Origin of the sequence: Olsenella sp. An285, from assembly GCF_002159625.1 — a bacterium.
Classification (GTDB): Bacteria; Actinomycetota; Coriobacteriia; order Coriobacteriales; family Atopobiaceae; genus Thermophilibacter; species Thermophilibacter avicola.
The window spans coordinates 149,847-171,127 of the sequence record NZ_NFIZ01000005.1 but is presented as its reverse complement, the minus strand read 5'-3'; the positions used below and the strand labels follow the sequence as shown (position 1 = coordinate 171,127).

The 21,281-nt window shown below is 66.7% G+C and carries 19 protein-coding genes; 3 read left to right on the top strand and 16 right to left on the bottom strand.

Annotated elements, in window-relative coordinates:
* Positions 1 to 160: 160 nt before the first annotated feature.
* The 13 genes from B5F79_RS05160 to B5F79_RS05100 form a co-directional block, all read right to left on the bottom strand.
* Positions 161 to 994 carry a tyrosine-type recombinase/integrase gene (locus B5F79_RS05160; protein ID WP_087218346.1) on the bottom strand — a complete coding sequence of 278 codons (834 nt, stop codon included), beginning with the start codon at positions 992 to 994 and terminating at the stop codon, positions 161 to 163.
* 227 nt (positions 995 to 1,221) lie between these two features.
* Positions 1,222 to 3,690, bottom strand: a complete 2,469-nt coding sequence (gene pheT / locus B5F79_RS05155) for a phenylalanine--tRNA ligase subunit beta (RefSeq protein WP_087218343.1) — start codon at positions 3,688 to 3,690, stop codon at positions 1,222 to 1,224.
* Positions 3,691 to 3,736: 46 nt separating this feature from the next.
* Positions 3,737 to 4,816 (bottom strand): phenylalanine--tRNA ligase subunit alpha, encoded by a 1,080-nt coding sequence (gene pheS, locus B5F79_RS05150; protein ID WP_087218340.1) that lies wholly within the window; start codon positions 4,814 to 4,816, stop codon positions 3,737 to 3,739.
* A gap of 329 nt (positions 4,817 to 5,145) precedes the next feature.
* Entirely contained in the window at positions 5,146 to 6,453 is a 1,308-nt protein-coding gene (locus B5F79_RS05145; protein ID WP_087218337.1) for a lipase family protein, read from the bottom strand.
* A 196-nt stretch (positions 6,454 to 6,649) separates the two neighbouring features.
* Positions 6,650 to 7,438 carry a sulfite exporter TauE/SafE family protein gene (locus B5F79_RS05140; RefSeq protein ID WP_087218334.1) on the bottom strand — a complete coding sequence of 263 codons (789 nt, stop codon included), beginning with the start codon at positions 7,436 to 7,438 and terminating at the stop codon, positions 6,650 to 6,652.
* A 63-nt stretch (positions 7,439 to 7,501) separates the two neighbouring features.
* Positions 7,502 to 8,137 carry a hypothetical protein gene (locus B5F79_RS05135; protein ID WP_087218331.1) on the bottom strand — a complete coding sequence of 212 codons (636 nt, stop codon included), beginning with the start codon at positions 8,135 to 8,137 and terminating at the stop codon, positions 7,502 to 7,504.
* A 42-nt stretch (positions 8,138 to 8,179) separates the two neighbouring features.
* Positions 8,180 to 9,667: an arylsulfatase gene (locus tag B5F79_RS05130; protein ID WP_087218328.1), complete on the bottom strand. Its 1,488-nt coding sequence runs from the start codon at positions 9,665 to 9,667 to the stop codon at positions 8,180 to 8,182.
* Between the two features lie 80 nt (positions 9,668 to 9,747).
* Positions 9,748 to 10,842 (bottom strand): radical SAM/SPASM domain-containing protein, encoded by a 1,095-nt coding sequence (locus tag B5F79_RS05125; RefSeq protein ID WP_087218325.1) that lies wholly within the window; start codon positions 10,840 to 10,842, stop codon positions 9,748 to 9,750.
* Between the two features lie 217 nt (positions 10,843 to 11,059).
* Complete coding sequence (locus tag B5F79_RS05120) at positions 11,060 to 12,559, bottom strand: sulfatase-like hydrolase/transferase (RefSeq protein WP_087218322.1); 1,500 nt, start codon at positions 12,557 to 12,559, stop codon at positions 11,060 to 11,062.
* 71 nt (positions 12,560 to 12,630) lie between these two features.
* A complete protein-coding gene (locus B5F79_RS05115; protein ID WP_087218319.1) occupies positions 12,631 to 13,464 on the bottom strand; it encodes a PTS system mannose/fructose/sorbose family transporter subunit IID in 834 nt (277 codons plus the stop codon).
* The gene (locus tag B5F79_RS05110) at positions 13,464 to 14,273 is read right to left on the bottom strand and encodes a PTS mannose/fructose/sorbose/N-acetylgalactosamine transporter subunit IIC (RefSeq protein ID WP_087218316.1); all 810 of its coding nucleotides are present in this window, start codon (positions 14,271 to 14,273) and stop codon (positions 13,464 to 13,466) included. The genes B5F79_RS05115 and B5F79_RS05110 overlap by 1 nt, the downstream gene beginning before the upstream one ends.
* Before the next feature lie 70 nt (positions 14,274 to 14,343).
* On the bottom strand, positions 14,344 to 14,832 hold the full coding sequence (locus B5F79_RS05105; protein WP_087218313.1) for a PTS system mannose/fructose/N-acetylgalactosamine-transporter subunit IIB: 489 nt from the start codon (positions 14,830 to 14,832) through the stop codon (positions 14,344 to 14,346).
* An 81-nt stretch (positions 14,833 to 14,913) separates the two neighbouring features.
* Entirely contained in the window at positions 14,914 to 15,354 is a 441-nt protein-coding gene (locus B5F79_RS05100; RefSeq protein WP_087218310.1) for a PTS sugar transporter subunit IIA, read from the bottom strand.
* 398 nt (positions 15,355 to 15,752) lie between these two features.
* Between B5F79_RS05100 and B5F79_RS05095 the strand changes: the two genes are divergently transcribed.
* From B5F79_RS05095 to lacB, 3 genes are all read left to right on the top strand, one after another.
* On the top strand, positions 15,753 to 16,517 hold the full coding sequence (locus B5F79_RS05095; RefSeq protein WP_087218307.1) for a DeoR/GlpR family DNA-binding transcription regulator: 765 nt from the start codon (positions 15,753 to 15,755) through the stop codon (positions 16,515 to 16,517).
* 128 nt (positions 16,518 to 16,645) lie between these two features.
* Entirely contained in the window at positions 16,646 to 17,074 is a 429-nt protein-coding gene (lacA, locus tag B5F79_RS05090; RefSeq protein WP_087218304.1) for a galactose-6-phosphate isomerase subunit LacA, read from the top strand.
* Positions 17,075 to 17,114: 40 nt separating this feature from the next.
* Positions 17,115 to 17,636: a galactose-6-phosphate isomerase subunit LacB gene (gene lacB, locus B5F79_RS05085; RefSeq protein ID WP_087218301.1), complete on the top strand. Its 522-nt coding sequence runs from the start codon at positions 17,115 to 17,117 to the stop codon at positions 17,634 to 17,636.
* A gap of 409 nt (positions 17,637 to 18,045) precedes the next feature.
* On the opposite strand, the gene B5F79_RS05080 is transcribed toward lacB, so the two are convergent.
* From B5F79_RS05080 to agaS, 3 genes are all read right to left on the bottom strand, one after another.
* A complete protein-coding gene (locus B5F79_RS05080) occupies positions 18,046 to 18,759 on the bottom strand; it encodes an SIS domain-containing protein (protein ID WP_087218298.1) in 714 nt (237 codons plus the stop codon).
* Between the two features lie 9 nt (positions 18,760 to 18,768).
* The gene (nagA, locus tag B5F79_RS05075) at positions 18,769 to 19,935 is read right to left on the bottom strand and encodes an N-acetylglucosamine-6-phosphate deacetylase (RefSeq protein ID WP_087218296.1); all 1,167 of its coding nucleotides are present in this window, start codon (positions 19,933 to 19,935) and stop codon (positions 18,769 to 18,771) included.
* A 161-nt stretch (positions 19,936 to 20,096) separates the two neighbouring features.
* The gene (gene agaS, locus B5F79_RS05070) at positions 20,097 to 21,263 is read right to left on the bottom strand and encodes an SIS domain-containing protein (protein ID WP_087218293.1); all 1,167 of its coding nucleotides are present in this window, start codon (positions 21,261 to 21,263) and stop codon (positions 20,097 to 20,099) included.
* Positions 21,264 to 21,281: the final 18 nt, after the last annotated feature.

Here is a 21,281-nt window from a genome sequence, read left to right as displayed (position 1 = left end):
GCTCGAGGTCAAAAGCGTAAATCTCGGCATCGAACTTTCAGCGGAGTGTTAGCATGCTGAGAATGGTCCCGAAAAACATGGGAGGGGCCATGCAGATAAGGTGCAGAGGGGCAGCAACGGAACGCCAATTCTGTTGCTGCCCCTCCCATAATTTGTTATCTCACGTCAGCCCGAGCGCCTCGACCTGTCTTCTCCTCTCGCGCTCGTCCTCGGCAAGGTAGATTCTCGTCGTCTCCACCCTCGCGTGCCCAAGCACGCACGCGAGCGCCTCGAGGTCGCCGTGGCGTCTCTGGAACGTCGTGGCAAAGAGGTGCCTCAGCGCGTGCGGGAACACCTTCGTCGGATCCACCCCCACCTGTTTCGCCAGGCCCTTGAGCGCGCGCCACACGCGCGTACGGTCGAGCGGCCGCCCGGAGCGCGTGACAAAGACGGGACCGGAGCGCACCCCGGCACGAAGCGCGTAGGAGCGCAGGCGCCTGCAGAGCCTCCCCGGCAGCCACACCCGGCGGGCGCGCCCCTTGTTCTCCACCACCATGGACCCCACGCGCAGAGCCTCCACGGTGAGGAACCCGAGCTCGCTCACGCGGATGCCCGTCGCGCAGATCGTCTGCGCGACGAGCGCGTCTCTGTCCAGGCGTGAGGCCCGTGCCGTGAGCCGTCGGTACTCCTCGCGCGTGACCTCGCGCGTCGCCGCTCGCGGCAGTGGCTGGACCCTGAGTCGCCTGAGCCTCAGCTCCGGGCGCCCGAGCCAGGTGACGAATCCGTTGACGGCGGCGATCGCCGAGTTGGCGCCAGCAGGCGCGCGACGGGAGACGAGATCCGCCTTGTACGCGAGCACGGACTCGCGGTCGAGCCCGAGGTTCTTCTCGCCCAGGAAGTCCAGGAGGTGCCTGGCCTCCCGCACGTACTTCTCGACAGTCGCAGGCGCCGCCTCTCTCCCCACGAGATGCGCCCTCCACCCGGCGAGCATGCGCTCGCGCTCTCCCCCGTCCATACAGGCCCCCTTCTTCCGCGCACGTTCCCTGTCACCGCAGCTCCCACATGGTATGGGCAGACCGACGGCCGCCGTCGCGCGCGGCCCGCGATTCCGTTGGGACGGAGCAAGATGCAGGACCGGGGGGTCGCACCTTGGCACGGAAGAAAAAGGCCGGGCGCCCGCTGGGGACGCCCGGCCAGATGCGTGCTGATATGACAGTTTGACCTGAGGAAACTGTCAACTGGTTAGGAGCGGACCTCGCCGCCGGTGGACTTGCAGACCTTGGTCACGAGCTTCTCGTGGGCCTTCTCCACCTCCTCGGAGGTGAGGGTGCGGTCGGCCGCGCGGTAGGTGAGCGAGAAGGCCATGGACTTCTTGCCCGCGCCCACGCGCTTCTCGTCGCGGTAGACGTCGAAGAGGCGCACGTCCGCGAGGAGCTTGCCGCCGGCGGAGGTGATGCGCTGCATGAGGGTCTCGCAGGTCACGGACTCGTCGACCACGATGGCAAGGTCAACGTCCACGCCCGGGAGCGTGGGGACCTCCTGGTAGGGTAGCTCGTTCGCGGCAAGGCGCAGCAGCGCCGCCTGGGAGAGCTCGAAGGCCACCACGGGAACCTCGACGCCCATCGCCGCGAGGGCGCGCGGGTGGACGTTGCCCACCCAGCCCACGACCTGGCCGCCGCCGGCCGTGACCTCGGCCGCGCGACCGGGCTGGAGCCAGGGGTACTTCTCGGCATCGGCCACCTTGAAGCGGACCTTGGTCACGCGCAGGGCGTCCAGGAGCTCCTCCACCACGCCCTTGGCGTCGTAGAAGTCGTACTCGGAGAAGCGCTGGTTCCAGGCATCGTCCGCGCGCTTGCCCGCCATGACGCCGCAGACGAAGCTGGGCTCGTCCGGCAGGCTCTTGCTCTCGTGGCCGTAGAAGACGCGGCCGATCTCGTAGAGCGCCACGTTGGGCACGCCGTGGTCGAGGTTGTAGGCCACGGAGCGGAGAAGCCCGGGCAACATGGAGCGGCGCATCTCGGACTGCTCGGCCACGAGCGGGCGGATGATCTTCACGGGCACGCCGCGGCCGGTCTCGGGGATGCCCAGGCGGGAGAGGTCGTCGGGCGCGGCGAAGCAGTACGTGGAGGTCTCGGACAGGCCGCAGGCACGAAGGACCGAGCCGATCTTGCGCACGCGGCGCTGCTCAACGGTGAGGCCGCCGGCGTGGTTCCTGGCCGCGGGCAGGGTGGCCTCGATGTCGCCCTCGCCCCAGAGGCGCACGACCTCCTCGATGAGGTCGACCTCGCGGGTGAGGTCGGGGCGGTTGGTGGGGGCGGTCACGACGTAGTGCTCCACATCGTTCTTCTCGACCGTGCAGCCCAGGCGCGTGAGGCGCGAGGTGATGAAGGAGTTTGTGATGGGGGCGCCGGCAAGTGCGCGGGCGCGGTACGGGCGGAACTCGATCCTGGCCGGGGCGTCGTCGGCCTCGCCGGGATAGACGTCCACGATGCCGGGGCAGACCTCGGCGCCGCAGCACTCCTCGAAGAGCGCGGCCGCGATCTGGGCCACGTTGGCGCAGTTGGAGCCGTCGACCTGGCGCTCGTAGCGGATGGAGGCCTCGCTCATGAGGTCGAGGTTGCGGGAGGTGCGCGACGTGTGCCCGCTGGAGAAGTTGGCGCTCTCCAGGAGCACGTCGACGGTCTCCTCCGTGATCTCGGAGTCGAGGCCGCCCATGACGCCGGCGAGGGCGATGGGGGTGTGGCCGTCGTCCGTGATGAGGCACATGTCGTGCGTGAGCTCGCGCTCCTGGCCGTCGAGCGTCACGAGCTTCTCGCCGTCGTGCGCGGCGCGGACCACGATGTGGCGCTTGCCGTCGCGCTCGGTGAGCTTGCCCAGGTCGAAGGCGTGGAGCGGCTGGCCGGTGAGGTACATCACGTAGTTGGTGACGTCCACCACGTTGTTGATGGAGCGGCCGCCCGCCGCGGCCACGCGCTGGGCGAGCCACTCGGGCGAGGGGCCGATCTTGACGTTGCGCACCACGCGCGCGGTGTAGCGCGGGCAGAGCTCGGCGTCCTCGATGGTCACGTCGACGAGGTCCGCGGCGTCCGGGCCCTTCTCCTCCTTGACGGAGGGGAGCTCGATGTGGGTGTCCTCGTCCAGGATGGTGGCGACCTCGGTGGCCATGCCGGTCATGGAGAGGCAGTCCGGGCGGTTGGGAGTGATCTCGCAGTCGATCACGGTGTCGGACATGCCCAGGTAGTCGGTGAAGTCCATGCCCACCGGGGCGTCCTCGGGCAGGATCATGATGCCCTCGTGGTCGTTGCCCAGACCAAGCTCGCGGGCGGAGCAGTTCATGCCGCAGGACTCCACGCCGCGCAGCTTGCTCTTCTTGATCTTGAAGTCGCCGGGCAGCACCGCGCCGATCATGGCGGTGACGATGTGGTCGCCCTCGTTGAAGTTTTGGGCGCCGCAGACGATCTGCAGGGGCACGGGGTTGCCGTCCTTGTCCACGTTCTTGTCGCCCACGGAGACCTGGCAGAGCCACATGTGGTCGGAGTCGGGGTGGGGCTTCTTGCTCACGACCTGGGCCGTGACCACGTGCTCGAGGTTGGCGCCGACCTTCTCCACGGCCTCGACCTCGGTGCCGGTGCGGGTGAACTCGGCCACGAGCTCGGCGGGGTCCGCCGGCACGTCGACCATGCTCTTGAGCCACTCATATGAGACGCGCATGTTCTTCTCCTTTTCGCGCGATCAGATCAGACGGTTGGGGCGGACCCTAGAACTGCTTCAGGAACCTCATGTCGCCCGTCATCAGCATCCTGAGGTCGGGCAGGTCGTAGCGAAGGGCCGCCACGCGCTCGACGCCGATGCCAAAGGCAAATCCGGTGTACTTCTCGGGGTCGATGCCGCAGAACTCGAAGACGTTGGGGTCCACCATGCCGGCGCCCAGGATCTCGAGCCAGCCGGTGTTCTTGCAGAAGCGGCAGCCCTTTCCGCCGCAGACGCCGCAGGAGACGTCGACCTCGCAGGAGGGCTCGGTGAACGGGAAGAAGTGCGGGCGGTAGCGCGTGGCGCGGTCCTTGCCAAAGATCTCGCGCGTGAAGTAGTCGAGGGTGCCCTTGAGGTCGCCAAAGGTGATGCCCTCGTCAACGACGAGGCCCTCCACCTGCGTGAACTGGGGCAGGTGGTTGGCGTCGGCGGTGTCCGGGCGGAAGACCGTGCCCGGGCAGATCATGTAGATGGGCGGCTTCTTGTTCTCCATCACGTGCACCTGGACGCCGGAGGTCTGGGTGCGCAGGAGGATGTCGGACTCGCCCTGGACGTTGGTCTCCTCGGCGTGGAGCATGGTGCCCGGAGCGTTGTCCACCACGTAGAAGGTGTCCTTGGCCGAGCGGCTGGGGTGGTCCTCCGGGGCGTTGAGTGCGGTGAAGTTGTACCAGGTGCTCTCCACGTAGGGGCCGTCCTCGACGGTGTAGCCGAGGCCGCAGAAGATGTCCTCGATCTCCTCGCGAATCTGGCTGATGAGGTGCTGGGTGCCCTGGGAGAGGCGACGGCCGGGCAGGGTCACGTCGCAGGCGTCGGCGGCCATGCGGCGCTCCATGAGCTCGTGGCCGAGCTCCTCCTTGCGGGCCTTGAGCGCGGCCTCGACGTTGCCGCGCACGGTGTTGGCGAGCTTGCCCATGGCCGGGCGCTCCTCCGGGGAGACCTTGCCCATGGAGCGCATGATCTGGGTGAGCGAGCCCTTCTTGCCCAGGACGCTCACGCGCAGCGCCTCGAGGGCCTCCATGCTCTCGGCCGCCGCCAGCCCCTCGGTTACCTGCGCCTCAATGGCCTTGAGGTCATCGGACATTGCCATTGCGTCTTCCCTTCTCGGGCCCGTGGCCCTTCTCGATAAAAAACCGCCCTCGAGCGGCTCTTGCTGCTGCCCAAGGACGGATAGTCTCCGCGGTACCACCTCGGTTGGCGCGACGGGTTGTCTCCCCCGCGCGCCCGCTCTTCTTGCCCCGTTCCGTGGGGCGCCCGGCTTCCCTACTCAACTTGACAAGGGGACAGTCCCTTTGTCAAGTCGTTCAGGTCGCGGCTGGTGGAGTGAACTCCGGGCCTCTGCCTTGGAGGGGGCTCTCAGCCGGTGACCCCCATCTCTTGTCCGCTGGCAACGCGACGCCCAGACCTCTCCGTCATCGCCTAGCGCCTCATGGTAGCACAGTTCTTTGTGCGCAGCGCGTCGAGCCAGGCGATGTAGGTGTTGGGATAGTGGCTCGCCAGGAGGCGCGCGACGTCCACCTCGGTGCAGGCGCCCAGCAGCTCAACGAGCCCCGCCGGGGAGACGAGCTCGTCGAAGCTCGAGACGCGCGCCGCGATCCGCGCGCAGAAGCGCTCGACGGCCGTGCGGTCCCCCGGGTCAGCCGGGCACTCCGTCCCCATGGTCTTGAGGTAGGACTCCCGCATCGCGCCCTCGAGCCGCGCGAAGGAGGCGTCGCCCTCGCCCGGGAGCCAGACGTCCGTGCCGTAGCGCTCGTAGCCCCAGCTGGAGAGCGGCAGGCGCGGCACCAGGTCGGACGGGTTGAGCACGTTGAAGATGTTGCCGTAGGCCGCGTCGCGCGCGTCTGCGGAGGAGGTGCAGTTGGGCGTGGCAAAGGTGTAGGCGCGCACGTCCTCGGCCGTGGCCAGCGCGCCGACCGCGTCCACGTAGCTCGCGAGCAGGTTGGCGACCGCGCCGCCGCGGCTGTGTCCGCAGAAGAGGTACGTGCGCTCGACGCCCGGGTCCAGCTGCGCCGCGCGCTCCTCGAGGTCCGCCACGATCTCCTCCGCGGCAAGGGTGAAGCCCAGGTGGTCCCCGTCTCTCGTAGCGTCCTCGGCGCCCTCGATCTTGATGTTGGAGAGCCACTCGGAGCCGTACGACCCGCGCACCACCACGACGCAGAGCTCCTTCTCCTCCCCCGTCGCAGACGAGCTCACGCGCTTGGTGGCGAGCGTGTACGCCACGACGTCCGTCCCGTCCAGCACGCCCAGGACCTCGTCCAGGACCTCGCTGCGATAGCGGTAGGACGCCGTGCACACCTCGTCGAAGCCCAGCGCCGCAAAGGCGTGCTCGGCATAGGCCGGGGAGTCCGACCCCTGCTGGTAGTAGGAGCTCTCCGCGTTGGCAACGGCGGAGAGCACGGCGCACGTGTGGGCGAGCTCGGGGTTGTAGGCGGAGGCGTCCTCGAAGAACCAGTCGTCGTCCCAGGCGACCTCCGAGGCAACGCGGTGGCCCTCTGCCGAGAAGAGCGCGCCGTACTCCAGCTCTGCCGTGAAGGCGTCGGTGCGGCGCTCGGACTCGACGGCGGGGGCGGTCACGGCATTGGTGCCCGTGACGCGCTCGAGCCGGCGCGCGTGCAGCACGGCCGCGCCCGCGAGCGTGGCGCCGTCGAGCAGCGCCACCACCACGAGAAGGGCCAGCAGGAGGTTGCGCCTCCTGCGCCGCCCGGGTCTGTCACGACGTAGCCGCATCCCCACCTCCTGTCCCGTTTCTGAAATGATACCCGGGAAGGGGGCGTGACCGACGCGCGGCGCGCAACGTGACAAAAGCGTTAGGCAGGCACAAAGAGCGCCCGTCGCGCACCTGCGCCCATTTATTGCTTTTGCTCTTTTTTATTTCTTTTGCTCTTCTGCAAAGACGCAGGCAGACGATGGCCCTCTGACGAGCCTACGCCAGCGCGAACTTCCAGATGTTGTACGCGTTGATGAGGATGATGAGCACCATCAGGCCCATGAAGAGCTTGTCGACGGTCTTGTCGTCGATCTTGGAGTTGACCTTGCGGCCCACGATGCCGCCCAGGATGCCGCAGACCACCATCGCCGCCAGGAGCATCAGGTCGACGCCCACGTAGCCGCCGGTGACGATGGAGCTCGCGGTGCTCGTGGCCTGCGAGAACAGGATGATGTAGAGCGAGCTCGAGGCCGCGCGCTTGGTGGCCATGGTGAAGAAGTAGAAGAGCACCACCAGGTTGATGGGGCCGCCGCCGATGCCCAGGAACGAGGAGCACACGCCCAGCGCAAAGCCGATGGCCAGGCACGCCACCATGGAGGTGACGTTGAGCGTGGGGATCTTCTCCTTGTAGATGGTGTAGACGAGCGTGCCCAGGGTGATGAGCAGAAGGAGCCCCGCCTGCACCGCGCCGGCGGTGTTGGGGTCCGGGAAGAGCCCGGCCACGATGGAGAAGAGCTCCTTGCCGGCGAGGCCGCCCACCGCGGCGCCGATGGCGAGCGGGGTGTCGGTCTTGGGGTCGATGGTGGAGGTTCCGGAGAGCTTGGCCTTGAGGACGGAGTAGAGCGTCATCGAGAGGACCGTGCAGCCGGAGAGGAAGTTGATCGTGGCCACGTCCGCCACGCCGGTGGCGTCGAGCACCGGCTTGATGATGATGCCGCCACCGATGCCGCAGATGGCACCCACGGTGCAGGCAAAGAAACTGACCAGGAGAACGAGCACTTGCATGGGTGACGACCTTTCTTCCTTCCCGGGAGGGGCCCGGGGACCCACCTGCCTGCGCGGGGCGCGCTAGCCCTCGGCCCCGTCGGCCCCGTCGCCCGCGCCGACGGGCGCCTCGAAGACGTCCTGGACGCGCTCGAGGTACTCGTTCGCGCGGCGGGCGTCGCCCTTGTTCTCGTACTGCACCGAGAGCAGGTAGAGCAGCTTGGTCCTGTCCGCGGACCCGGCCTCGCGGAGCTCCGCCTCCATCTCCTTGATGTAGGCGGAGCTCTTCTCGGCAAAGATCGCGTACGTGCGCTCGCACTCGGCGAGCTGCTCGGGCGCGGCCTTCTGGCGCAGCTCCCCGAGAAGCTCCTTGGCACGGGCGTAGTCCTGCTGCTCCACGAAGAAGTTGAACGCGCGGAGGAGAAGGACCAGGCGCTGCTCGTCGCTCGCATGAAGGCCAAGCATCTCCTCAATGATACGCCGCGACTCGTCATCGTCCTGCAGGCACATCTGCGCGTTGAGGCGCATGTAGAGCAGGTTGTAGCGCGGGTAGATGAGGCGCACCAGCGGGCCGTCGAGAAGGCGCAGGCACCCCTCGAAGTCCCCCCGCTCGAAGAGCCTCTCGTAGCGCGAGAAGACCAGGCGCTTCTGGACCTCGGTGTAGACGAGCGAGATGACGCAGAGCGCCACCAGGATGATGCCTATCAGCTGCCAGTCCATGCGTTCCCCTCCTCCGGGCGGCACGCCCCGCCCGCGCCTTGGCTACGCCTGCTCGAGCACGATCCTGGGCTTCCTGCCCACGACGAGCTCGCCGTCGCGCACGTAGCCCTCCTCGCGGTCGCGAAGCTCCTCTACGAGTATGGCACGGAGCTCGGCCACGCGCTCGGCACAGGCCGGGTCGTGGGCGAGGTCGTGCTCCTCGCGCGGGTCCGCGTCGAGGTCGAAGTAGCGCTCGATGCCGGTCTGCGTGAACCAGACGTACTTGTCGTGCTCCGTGACGATGTACTGGTTGGACTGCTCGTGGCTGCCGGAGTGCTCGCCGTGGAGGTACGCGCGGCCGAGGTTCTTCTCGCCCGTGATCTCGCCCTTGAGGGAGGAGCCGTCCACGCCCTCCGGAACGGGCACGCCCACGAGGTCGAGCAGCGTGGGCATGACGTCCATGAGGTCCACCACGGCCTCGGAGCGGCGCGGCGCGGGCTTGCCCTCCGGAAGCACCCTGGAGCCCACGCGCACGATGAAGGGCACGTGCGTGCTGCCCTCGTAGGGCAGGACCTTGCGAAAGGAGCTGTGGTCGAAGAGCATCTCGCCGTGATCCGCCGTGAAGAGCACCACGGTGTTCTCGTACGTCTCGTCGTTCTCCAGCGTGGTGATGAGGCGGCCGATCTGGTGGTCGATGTGCGTGATGCAGCCGTAGTAGCCCGCCATGGCCTCGTGGCGCAGGGTGGCGTCGCGGCAGCCGTGCGGGCTGTCGATGATCATGCCGTCGCGCTCGGTGGCCTCGACGTCGTCCCAGTCGCCGCGGGCGGGCTCGCGCAGCTCGCGGTCGAGGTAGGGCTGGTAGTAGGCCGCCGGGGCGTCAAAGGGCGGGTGAGGGCGCACGAAGCTGGCCATGAGGAAGAACGGGCGCGTGCGGTCGCGCGTCTCTATGAAGCGGATGGACTCGTCCACGACCCAGTTGGTGGGGTGCAGGCGCTCCTCGTAGACCCACGGGCGGGCGATCCAGGAGTTGTTCTCCACGCCCGTGCCGTTGACGTCCGCCTCGGGCCCCAGCTCGGAGCGGAGGAAGCGCACGTAGTCGTCGGAGACGTCCTGGTGCATCCAGTGCGGCTTGTTGGCCTTGCGGTAGTGGCCGATGTAGCCGTCGTGCAGGCGGTAGTGCTGGAAGCCGCAGCCCAGGCGCGGCGGGTGCACGTGCATCTTGCCCACCATGGCCGTCTGGTAGCCGGCGGCGGAGAACTCCTCCGCCATCATGTGGTCGTAGTTCCAGGGGATGCCGTCCTGGTACCCCACGCGCCCCGTCGAGCGCGGGGACTTGCCGGTGAGCAGCGAGGCGCGCGCGGGGATGCAGCTCGGGCAGGCCGAGTAGCCGTTCTCGAAGAACGTGCCCTGCGCCGCCAGCGTGTCGAGGTAGGGCGTCTTGACGTCCGGATGCCCGGCCACGCCAAGACAGTCCCCCCTAAACTGGTCGCAGACAATGAGGACCACGTTGGGACGGCGGCTCTCCAGCTCGCCGTCTGCGGTGCTTGCCATGATTCCTCCCGTTCGCCCGCACAAGGGGACGGGTCCCTTTTTGCAGAATAGTTTTATGTAAAAAGGGACCCGTCCCCTTTTTACCTGCTCACGAGCATGCGGGCGACGCGCGCGAGCGGCTCGTAGGCGTGCTCGAGAAACGCGCGGTAGCCGCAGTACTCGTCGTCGTAGTACGACGCGTTCAGCCGCTTGCAGTTGCGGTGGCAGATGCCCTCGAAGGGGCAGTCCGCGCACGCCGCGCAGGGCCTCCTCGGCTCCGCGAGGAAGGTGCGCATGGCCTCGCACGACGCCATGTCCTCGAGCGAGTCCTCGCGAACGTTTCCGCAGCGGTACTCGTCGAGCGCGTAGAAGTCGCACGGGTAGACGTCCCCGTTGCTCTCCACCACGAACTGCGGGGCGCAGCGGCCGAGCATCCCGCAGGCCTGGGGGTACTGCCCCAGGGAGAGCTGCATGACGTTGTCAAAGAGCCCCACCGAGATGACGTGGCCGGCCTGGACCTCGCGCAGCCACAGGTCGAAGAACGCGCGATAGAACGAGAAGAACGCCCGGGGCGTGAGCGCGTACTCCGCGCCCTCGCCGTCAAAGCCGGCGAGGCACGGGATGAGCTGCACGTAGTCGATCTTCTCGCGCTGGTAGAACTTGAAGACCCTCTGGGGGTGCCGGGCGAGCTGCGCGGAGAGCACCGTGAGGACGTTGAAGTCCACGCCAGCCTCGCGCAGCATGCGCACGGACTCCATCACGCGGGCGTGCGTGGGGCCAAGGGCGATGTCCTTGCGCAGGCCGTCGTGCAGCTCGCGGTAGGCGTCCACGGAGACCCCCACGAGAAACGCGTGCTCACGGAAGAACTCGGCCCACTCGGGGGTGATCGTGTGGGCGTTGGTCTGGAGCGCGTAGCTCACGTTCTGGTTGGTGCGGCGCTCGTCCACGTAGCCTGTGAAGTCCCGGAAGAAGTCCAGGCCCGCGAGCGTGGGCTCGCCTCCCTGGAAGGCAAAGGTCACCTGGGCGTCGTCCCCCAGGGCCAGCGCCCTGTCCACGAGCGCGCGGACGGTCTCCGCGCTCATCCGCTCCCTCACCGCGTGCGCGCGGTGGTCCGCAACGTCGCGGTAGAAGCAGTACGAGCACCGCATGTCACAGGCGCTCGACGCCGGCTTTATGAGGAAGCTGATGTACTTCATGGCAGAGTCTCCCGAACGAGGCGAAGGTCCTTTCGAGCATACCCTCCCCGCCGCGCGCGGCGGCGCGCTCCGGTCCCTCCGCGAAAAATCGCCAGCCACGGGCCCGGGGAGAGAGCCCGGCTGGCGACGTTTCGCGGGGCGGGACCGGGCCGGGGGCGGACCCCCGGCCGAGAAGGGAGCTCGACGGGGACGACGAGCGCGCCGTCCCGTCAAGCCGTCAGGAGAGCCCGAGCCGCTCGAACTGCTCGGCGGGGGCGGCGTGCTCGACGAGGCCGCGCTTGAGGAGCTCGATCATGCGCTCCTCGGCCTTCCCGTCCACGCCCACGAGGTTGTGCTCCTGCGCGTAGTCCGTCGAGAGGTCGAAGAGCATCGAGTCGTGGACCTCCTCGAGGCAGTCCTCGCGCTGGTCGATGTTGGCCGGCTTCCTGCACGGGAACTTGTAGACGGGGTAGTCCGTCCAGGAGAGGAAGCGGCCCATCTCGATCTCGTCCACGCAGTCGGTGCCCATCTTCTTGCGGATGGTGTGCGGGATCGCCGCGTACTCGTAGCAGGGCTGGTTGCCCGGCACGGGGGCGCGGAAGTAGGTGTAGCGCCCGTCCGTCACGTTGACGGTCATGGCGTGCACGCCGTAGAGCCCGTACTCGCGGGTGGGCGCCTCGGCGTCCGTGGCGAGCGGCATGAGCGAGGTGCCCATGACGGTGTCCGGCACGGGGCAGCCGTGCGCCTCGAGGACGGTGGGCATGATGTCGATGGCCTGCGTGAGCTGGCGCGCCCGCTCGCCCGCGCGCTCGCCGCCCGGGAACTTCACGATGAGCGGCAGGTGGGCCATCTCGTTGTACATGTGCATGTAGTTCTTGCCCAGGTAGTCGCGGCTCCCGAGGAAGTAGCCATGGTCCGTGGTCACGATGATGGTCGTGCCCTCGTACATGTCCTTCTCCTTGAGCTTGTCGATCAGCGTGCCGAACCAGTGGTCGGTCATGGTGACGAGCGCCTTGTAGCGGCGCTGCACGTAGTCGACGGCGCTCTGGGGAATGTCCGTGTCGGAGACGCGCTTGTAGGGCGGGATCTCGAAGTAGTCGCGGTCCAGGCCCTCGTTGCCGCCGTACTCGTCCATGTACCTGTCCGGCACGTCGAAGGGCTCGTGCGGGTCGAAGGCCTCGACCATGAGGAAGAAGTCGTCGTCCCCGGCATTCTGGTCCACGAAGTCGCACGCGGCGCGGAACGTGCGGGGCGAGGGCATGTCCTCCTCGTTGGGCCACGTGGCGCGGTTCTTCTGGTACTGCTCGCGCACGCGGCCGTAGAAGGTCTCGGGCATGTTGTCCGGCTCGTCGATGCGGCTGATCCAGGGGTCGCCCTCCTGGCCGCGGAAGTACTCGAAGGTGTTGAAGAGCTGGAGATAGCCCTCGCCGCCCGTGCGCTCGTAGTGGCAGTGGTCGGTCTTGATGCAGGTGTAGACGCCACCGGCGCGCAGCGTGTCCACGAGCGTCACGTCGAAGGGCTCGACGGGGCCCCAGGGGCGCTCGAGGAAGTTGTAGCGGCCGCACATGATGTCGCGACGGGCGGGCATGCACGGCGCCGAGCCGATCCAGTGGTTGTCAAAGACGACGGAGTCCTGCGCGAAGGCCTCGAGGTTGGGCGTGCGCGCGCTCCTCTCGGGGCAGTAGCACGAGAGGGCGTCCCTGCGCAGGGTGTCCATCAGAACGAGAACGGTCCTCATTGCTCCTCCTTGCTCTATGGAGAGACGCCCCGCCCAGAGGGGTGAGCGGGGCGTCGAGAAAGGGCGGCTCCTTACGCGAAGATCTTGGGGAAGCCGGGGACGTAGTAGTTGAGGGCGAAGAGCACCAGGCACACGGCGATGATGCCGAGGATGATCTGGGCGGAGTTCTTGCCCTGCCCCTTCTTCAGGAGTCGGTAGCAGATGAAGGTCACGATGATCGGCAGCAGGCACGGCAGGACGGAGTCGAGCTGGGTCTGGAGCACGAGCGGGTCGCCCTCGCCGAAGGAGAACTCGATGGCGGTCTTGAGCTTGACCGTCGTGGCGATGAGGCCGCCGGTGACCATGACGCCGAGGACGTTGGCGGCGTCGCCGAGGCGGTCGAAGACCTCAACGCCGAACTTGTCGACGAGCGCCATGCCGGACTCATAGCCCTTGTGCAGGCCGAAGTACTTGAGTGGCCAGTACAGGAGGTTGATGAGCAGGAACATCACGATCGGGCCGAGGATGCTGCCGTTGGAGACGCACAGGGACGCGCCGATGGAGCCAGCGATCGGGAACCACGTGAGGTTGAGCAGCGAGTCGCCGATGCCGGCGAAGGGGCCCATGAGCGAGGTCTTGATCGCGGTGACGGTGTCCTTGTGCTCCTCGTCCGTGTTCTCCTCGACGGCGGTGGCGATGCCGAGGATGAACGGGATGGCGATGGGGTGCGTGTTGAAGTACTCGAGGTAGCGCTGCATGGCCTTGATGCGCAGCTCCTTGGGGGCGTCCTTGTAGAGCTCCTCGAGGACGGGCGAGATGCAGTAGGTGAGAGACAGGGACTGCATGCGCTCGTAGTTGTGGGCGAACTGGCAGCCCTGGGTCCTCAGAAGGACCCTGTTGAGCGTCTTCTTGGAAATCTTACCCATTAGAGATCATACTCCTCGTCCTCGTCGCTGGCAGGGGCGGCAGTGGCTGCGGCCTGCGCGGACTTCTTGTTGCCCTCCACGACGAAGTCGTAGAAGCCGGCGGCAGCGGCGGCCACGAGGGCGATGCCGATCGTCGGGACCTTGAGGAAGGCAGCGAGAACGAAGCCGCAGATGAGGAAGATCCACATGTTCTTCTTCATCATCATGGTGAGCAGCATCGCAAGGCCCACGGCCGGCATCATGCCACCGGCGGTGGAGAAGGCGGAGAGGACCCAGGGCACCTGGTTCTGCAGGAAGGCCATGATGTCCTCGACCACGACGGAGCCGATGCCCGTGGCGATGAAGACCGGGACGGCGCGGGTCAGGAAGAAGCTGGCGGCGCCCGCCCAGAAGTACTTGTTGATGGACTTGAACTCGCCGGACTCGGCCGCCTTGTCGGCGCCGTGCAGGAACGTGATGTTGGTGGTCATCACGAGGATGTTGAGCTGCTGGACGAGCGTGGCCGTGGGGATGCCGATGGCAACGGCCAGGGCGATGGCGCTCGCGGAGTCGCCGCCGGACATGATGCCCAGGGCAGCGCCCACGATGGTGCCGGAGATGACATCGGGCGGCACGTAGGCGCCGATGTTGTTGACGCCGAGCCACATGAGCTCCATGGTGGCGCCGATCATGATGGCGGTGGTCATGTCACCAAGGATGATGCCGACGCCCACCGAGGCGAGAAGCGGCTTTCTGAATCCGAGGTGCGGGCCAAACTGGTCCCAGGTACAAAGACCCGCCCAGATGGCAAGCAGCAGTGCTTGGATCATTTCTCCTCCTTCTTACGACTGTCGTCGCTTGTGCTGACGGCGCCCCCCTCTGGCGCCGACGTTGCCTTTGCTAGGCCTCCGCGTGCGCGCCGGCGAGAAGTTCGGCGACGGAGACCTTGGGGTCGCGCGTGGTGGGCTGCATCCAGCACTCGACGCCCATGGCGAGGAGCTTCTCGAAGGCCTCGCGCTCCTCGGGGGTCACGGACATGTTCTTGTGCAGGCGCGTGCGCTGGTCGTTGTAGCGCATGCCGGAGACGTTGAGATAGTCGAACGGCAGGCCGTTCTCGTGCATCTTGAGGGCGTCGACGGGGTTGGTGAACAGAACCATCGTCACCTTCTTGAGGGTGGTCTTCTTGAGGACGTCAATGAACTTGTCGACGCCGAAGACCGAGACCTTGACCTTGGGGACGGCAAGACCGGCGACGGACTTCTGCACCGGGTCGTTGGCGACCTTGTCGTCGACGATGATCACGGACTCGATGCCGTTGTCCGGAATCCAGGTGGACGCCAGCTGGCCGTGGATGAGGCGGTCGTCGATGTCAACGAGCTTGAGTGCCATGTTCTTCTCCCTTTCTCTGCTTTCCTGCGTGCGAACGTGCGGCCCGCGGGCGGTCCCTCCCACCGCCCGCGGGCATATGGCCTAGAGGTCGAGGTCGTCCTCGTCCCCGCTGTCGGAGGTCATCTCGACCTTGATCTCCGCGAGGGTCTGGGCGTGCGCGGCCTCGATGAGCTGACGGATCTCGTCCTCGCTGGAGGCCTGGTCGCGCGAGAGGAGGAGCTCGATGAGCACGGGGAGGCTGAGGCCGGTGAAGGCCACCATTTCCATGCCCTTGAGCATGCTGCGGGAGATGACGTTGAAGGGGGTGCCGCCGTGGATGTCGCAGATCGTGACGATGAGGTCGCAGTCTGCCTTGAGCTCGGCGTAGGCCTGGGCGAACTCGGCCTCGAACGTCTCGGCGGACTTGTCTGCCGTGAGAGCGAGGGCTCGCACGTCCTCCTGCGGACCGGCAACCATCTCAACGCTTCCCAGCGCCGCGCGCGCAAACTCGCCGTGGCTCGCAACGATAACGCCAACCCTCATCTTGCTCTCCCTCTTTGCTGATTCACGAGCTGTTACCCTGCGTACTCCGACAAAAAATGAGAGGGATCACGGTCTTTAGCAAACATCCCTCTCACAATTACGGACCAAACCGCACGACATTCTGTTTGATTCTGTGCGATTGAACTCTAGCAAACGAACAGTTCGGCACGGGCAGGATTTGGGGATTCGGTGGTTCAAGCTCCCTAAACGGTAGGTATTTCTCGATAAGCGTTCGTTTTGTACGAGTTCGGTAAACGAACGCAGACGTTCTTCTTGAAAGCGTCCCCCATTTGCGGAACCGTTCGAAGAAGAGGGCCGAGAAGAACGCGCGTGCCTATATCCTGTTGTAGAGAGACAGGGGCTGCCGTCGTGGCACCCCTTCCCACGGGAGCGGAGAGATGCTCAAAGAAGAGAGACACAACACCATCGTCGAGATGTGCCGCGCCCGCGGCACGGTGACCGTGCGAGAGATCGCCGACATCCTCGGCGTCTCGGACATGACCGTGCGGCGCGACCTCATGGAGCTCTCGGACGAAGGCCGCATCGTGCGCTTTCGCGGCGGTGCCAAGACCGCGGAGAACGCCTTCGGGCGCTCGCTCATCTGCGAGCCCTCCCACCTCGAGCGCCAGCTCCTCCACATAGAGGAGAAGACGCACATCGCGGAGATCGCGGCGACGCAGGTCAGCGAGGGTGACACCATCTTCCTGGGCTCGAGCACCACGGTCGAGCTCGCGGCTCAGAACCTGCCCGCCGTTCCCCTGCGCATCGTCACCAACAGCCTGCCCATCTTCAATCTCTTCGCGGACGGAGACATCCGCGAGGTCACCCTCATCGGCGGCACGTACCGCTACCACTCGGGCACCTTCATGGGCCCGCTCGCGGAGAGCGCGCTCGAGTCGCTCGGCTTTGACAAGGCGTTCATCGGCGTGAACGGCATCCAGGACGGGTCGCTCTACACGTCGTACTTTGACGCCGGGCGCCTCTACCAGATCGCCTTCGAGCGGGCGGACGAGCACTTCGTCCTCGCCGACTGGAGCAAGATGGACATGCGCGGCTTCTACTCCTTCTACGACCTGCGCCCCGAGGACACCGTCGTCACCGACCCGGCCGTGAGTCCCGAGCAGCTCGAGTCCCTGCGGGCGAACTGCCGCGTGCTGCTGTAGCGCTCGCCGCCGCGGCCCGGCCGGTTCCGACATTTCTTCTATTCTCGTTCCAAAATGTTCGAAGTTGTTCTAAATTTGACGTCAGCGTTTGTTCGTATCGCACTTTTTCGCGAGAAGGGACCGCAAGCATGAGAATCGTCATCGGATCGGACGCGGAGGGCATGCCCCTCAAGGAGACCGTCAAGGCCTACCTGATCGAGCTCGGCCACGAGGTCGTCGACAAGAGCGAGGAGCCCGCCGCGGACTTCGTGGACTCCACGCTTGCCGTTGCGCACGACCTTCTTGAGAACCCCGACAGCCTGGGCTTTGCCTTCGACCTCTACGGCGACGGCTCCTACATGGCCGCCTGCAAGGTCAAGGGCATGGTCGCCTGCGAGTGCTCCGACGAGCGCTCTGCCTTCATGACGCGCCAGCACAACAACGCGCGCCTCATCACGATGGGCTCCGCCGTCGTGGGCGACGCCATCGCCCGCGGCATCGTGCGCGAGTTCCTCTCCGAGCCCTACGCCGGCGGACGCCACCAGATCCGCGTGGACATGCTCAACAAGATGGCCTAGCGCCAGCGCCGGAACCCATAGGACTCAAGGAGGACCAACCATGATCATCGCCATCGGCTGCGATCACATTGTCACCAACGAGAAGATGGCCATCTCCGACCACCTCAAGGCGTGCGGCCACACCGTCATCGACTGCGGCACCTACGACCACGCCCGCACTCACTACCCCATGTACGGCAAGGCCGTGGGCGAGAAGGTCGCCTCCGGCGAGGCCGACGCCGGCGTCGTCATGTGCGGCACGGGCGTGGGCATCACCAACGCCGTGAACAAGGTCCCGGGCGCCCGCTGCGCGCTCGTCCGCGACATGTCCACCGCCGTTCACGCCCGCGAGTGCCTGAACGCCAACGTCATAGGCTTTGGCGGCAAGATCACCGGCGAGTTCCTCATCGCCGACATCGTGGACGCGTTCCTCGCCGCGAGCTACCAGCCCACGCCCGAGCGCGACGCCCTCGTGGCTAAGATCGACGCCGTCGAGGCCGGCTGCGACGCCGCCGCCCAGGCCGACCCGCACTTCTTCGACGAGTTCATCGAGAAGTGGGACCGCGGCGAGTACCACGACTAGACGTTCTTCTCGGCGCCTGTGTTGCGGCGCCCAGGCGTTGTTACACTCCTCAGAGGGTAACAACGAGCCCCAAGTGGCCCTGTTTTGAGATTTGGCCCCGGTTGTTCCCCTCTAGAGGGTGTAACGACCGGGGCCAGCGCGTTGCGTAGCCGTGCCGGCGACAGGTTATCCCCCTCCAGAGAGGGTAAGGACGGAACCCGAATGCCGTGCGATCGAGGCGGAGGCCAATCATTCCCCTCCGCAGGGGGTAACAACCACCCCCAAAGGACCCCATAACAGAGTTTGACCCCCGGTTGTTACACTCCACTAGGGGTAACAACGGGGGCCAAACGGCCTCATTTTGAGATTTGGCCCCGGTCGCTCCCCTCCGCAGAGGGTAACGACCGGGGCCCGTCCATAACCGGATCCTCTAGTACTCCGCCAGGCGCTCCTTGAACCGGTCGAGGAGACGCTGGTTGAACTCGGGTCCGCCGTCCACGTTGGCGCTCATGAAGAGCGGCGGCTGCACGCCCCGCTCCAGCAGGATGTCGAGCGACTCCATGACGGCGCAGTCCAGGAGGAGGCAGCCCGTGTAGAGCGAGGTGCCACCCACGCGCGTGGGGATGCCCTCGACCTCAAGGCAGGCGTCGCCGAAGGAGGACTTGTTGTCGAGCACCACGTCCGCGCACTGGTAGAGGAGCTTGCCGGACTTGGAGCGCGAGGTGCCCGCGCGCGAGACGTCGAGCGCCGTCACGGCGATGACGGGCACGCCGGCCTCCCGCGCATGCGAGGCGAGCTCGATGGGCAGCGGGTTGCGCCCGGAGTTGGAGATCACGACGAGGCAGTCCTCGGGGCGAAGGTCCAGCTTGAGCCAGAACTGGTCGCCCACGCCATCGATCATCTCGTAGATGCCCCAGGCGGGCTCGCGGACCACCTTGGTCTGGATGTAGCCGCCGGCGCGGCCGCAGATCTCGAGCGCGTTGGCGTGGCTGTGACCGGAGCCGAAGGCGCGGATGATGCCGCCGCGCTCGATGGTGTTGGCAAAGATGGTCGCCGCCTCGTGGAGGGCGTCCTCCTGGCCGTCAAGCACCGTGTCCAGCCTGCGCAGGACCTCGGCCTTGAAGCGGGCCGCCGTGTTGCCCATCGAGACCCCCTACTTGACCTCGACGCCGCCCACGAAGGTGGTGGCGAGCGTCATGTCCGCGTTGAAGACCGTCATGTCCGCATCGCGGCCGGGCTTGATGAAGCCAAAGCGCTCCTCGATGTGGGCGGAGCGGGCGGCGACCTCGGTGGCCATGCGGATGGCCTGCTCTGCGGTCACGATCTGCCAGTCCACCATGTTCTTGACGCCCTCGGCGAGGGTGAGCACGGAGCCCGCGATGGAGCCGGTTGTGCCGTCCTCGTTGAGGAGGTAGCACAGGCCGCCCTTCATGACCACGGGCAGGCCGCCGGACATGTACTCGCCCTCGGGCATGCCGCCGCAGCCCAGGCAGTCCGTGATGAGGACCGTGTGGTCCCAGCCCTTGGCGTCCACGAGCGCCTTGACCGCGCCGGGGACGACGTGACGGCCGTCGCAGATGATCTCCGCGTAGGTGCCGTTGGTGGTCATGGCCGCGCCCACGACGCCCGGATCGCGGTGGTGCAGACCGCGCTGGCCGTTGTAGGTGTGGACGAAGCAGCTAGCACCGGCGTTGACGGCGGCGAGGGCCTCGTCGTAGTGCGCGTCGGAGTGGCCGATGACGGTCACGACGTCGCGCTCGTCGAGGGCGGCGCAGTACTCGCACGCACCGTCCTTCTCGGCGGCAAGAGCGCTCTTGACGATACGGCCGCCGGCCCTCTCCTGCCAGGCGTCGAAGGTCTCGACGGAGGGGTCGATGAGGTAGACGGGGTTCTGGGCCCCCACGTGGGCCTCGGTGAAGAACGGGCCCTCGAGGTAGATGCCGCCGATGCGCGCGCCCACGAAGTCCTCGCCGCGGGACTCGTCGGCCTCGGCGATGGCGGCGCAGGAGCCCGCGACCTGCTCCACGGACTCGGTGAACGTGGTGGGCAGCCAGCAGGTGGTGCCGCGGCGGGCGAGCTCCGCGCTCGCGGCGTTGATGCCCGCAGCCTCGCGGTCGGTGGTGGCGTGGTTGTAGAAGCCGTGGATGTGCGTGTCCACGAGGCCCGGGCCGACGATGCAGCCGGAGAGGTCGCGGATCTCGCAGTCCGGCGCCTCGGCGGACCACATACCGAACTTGCCGTCATCGATGGTGAGGTAGCCGCCCTGCATGGTGGCACCGGGGAGTACGAAGCGGTCGGCCTTGATGGCAAAGGTGCTCATGGCGAATCTCCTTGGAATGTGGTTCAAATGCAGACCTCAACTACGAAGACGGCCTTCCCAGGTGCCCGAGATTCTCGCGAAGGCGGAGGTCATAGACCCTAGGGTCATGACCGAACGCCTGAGCGAGAAGATCGGGTGCCTGGGAAGGCCGCTGGGATCAGTTAACCCTCAAAGGGGTGAATGGTGACGCCCTTGACCACGCGGTTGACGGTGCCGGTGGGGCTGGGGGTGTCGGGCGTGTTGCCCACGCGCACGGAGTTGAGCAGCGACACGGCCTGCGCGACCATGACGAACGGCAGCGCGAGGTAGCCCTCGGGCAGCGCGTCGTAGCCGGCGAAGGTGAAGGACTCGCCCTCGAAGGCGGGCGCCACGTCCTGCTGGACGGCGATGGTCTTCTGGGCGATCTTGTCGCCGTCGATCTCGTTGAGGATGTCGAGGTCGTACTGGCGGGTGTAGGCGTCGTTGTTCACGAAGACGAAGACGAGGGTCTTGTCGTCGACGAAGGACTTGGGCCCGTGGCGGTAGCCCATGGAGCTGTCCCAGGAGGTGGCCACGAGACCGTGGGCAAGCTCGAGGATCTTGAGCTGGCTCTCCTGGGCGAGACCCACGAAGGAGCCGGAGCCGAGGTAGGTCACGCGGTTGAAGTCACCGGCGAGGAACGCGGCGATCTCGGCCTCGCGGGAGACGACCTCGCGGCCCATCTTGGCGATCTGGGCGACCCAGGCGCGCTTCTGCTCGATGGGAGAGGCGTCAAAGATGAGGGTGGAGAGCAGCGTCATGCAGCTGTAGCTGCCGGTCATGGCAAAGCCCTTGTCGTTGGCGCGCGGGATGAGCAGCGTGAGAGCGTCTGCGTCGTCCGCGGACTCGACGGCGAGCTTGCCCTCGGGGGCGCAGGTGATGTTGAGGAACTTGACGTTCTTCACGAACTGCTTGGCAACCCGCACCGCGGCGAGGGACTCCGGGCTGTTGCCGGAGCGCGCGAAGGAGACGAGCACCGTGGGCTCGTCCGGGTTGAGGAAGTCGCGCGGAGCGGAGACGATGTCCGTCGTGGCAACGGGCTTGAAGTCATAGAGGGAGAGGTCGCCGGCGTGACGCAGGTACGGCGCGGCGGTGTCGCCCACGTAGTCGGACGTGCCGGCGCCGGTGAACACGACGGAGAGGCGCCCCTCCCCCATGGCGCGCGCGGAGGCGAGGAACTCCTCGATGGCGTCGAGGTTGTCCTCGTAGATCTTGAGGGTGTCCTCCCAGAGGTCGGGCTGCTGGGCGATCTCGGCGGTGGTGATGTCGGCACCGAGGGCCTTGAGCTCCTCCTGGCTCTTCTCGAACATGTGGGCGTTCCTTTCTCT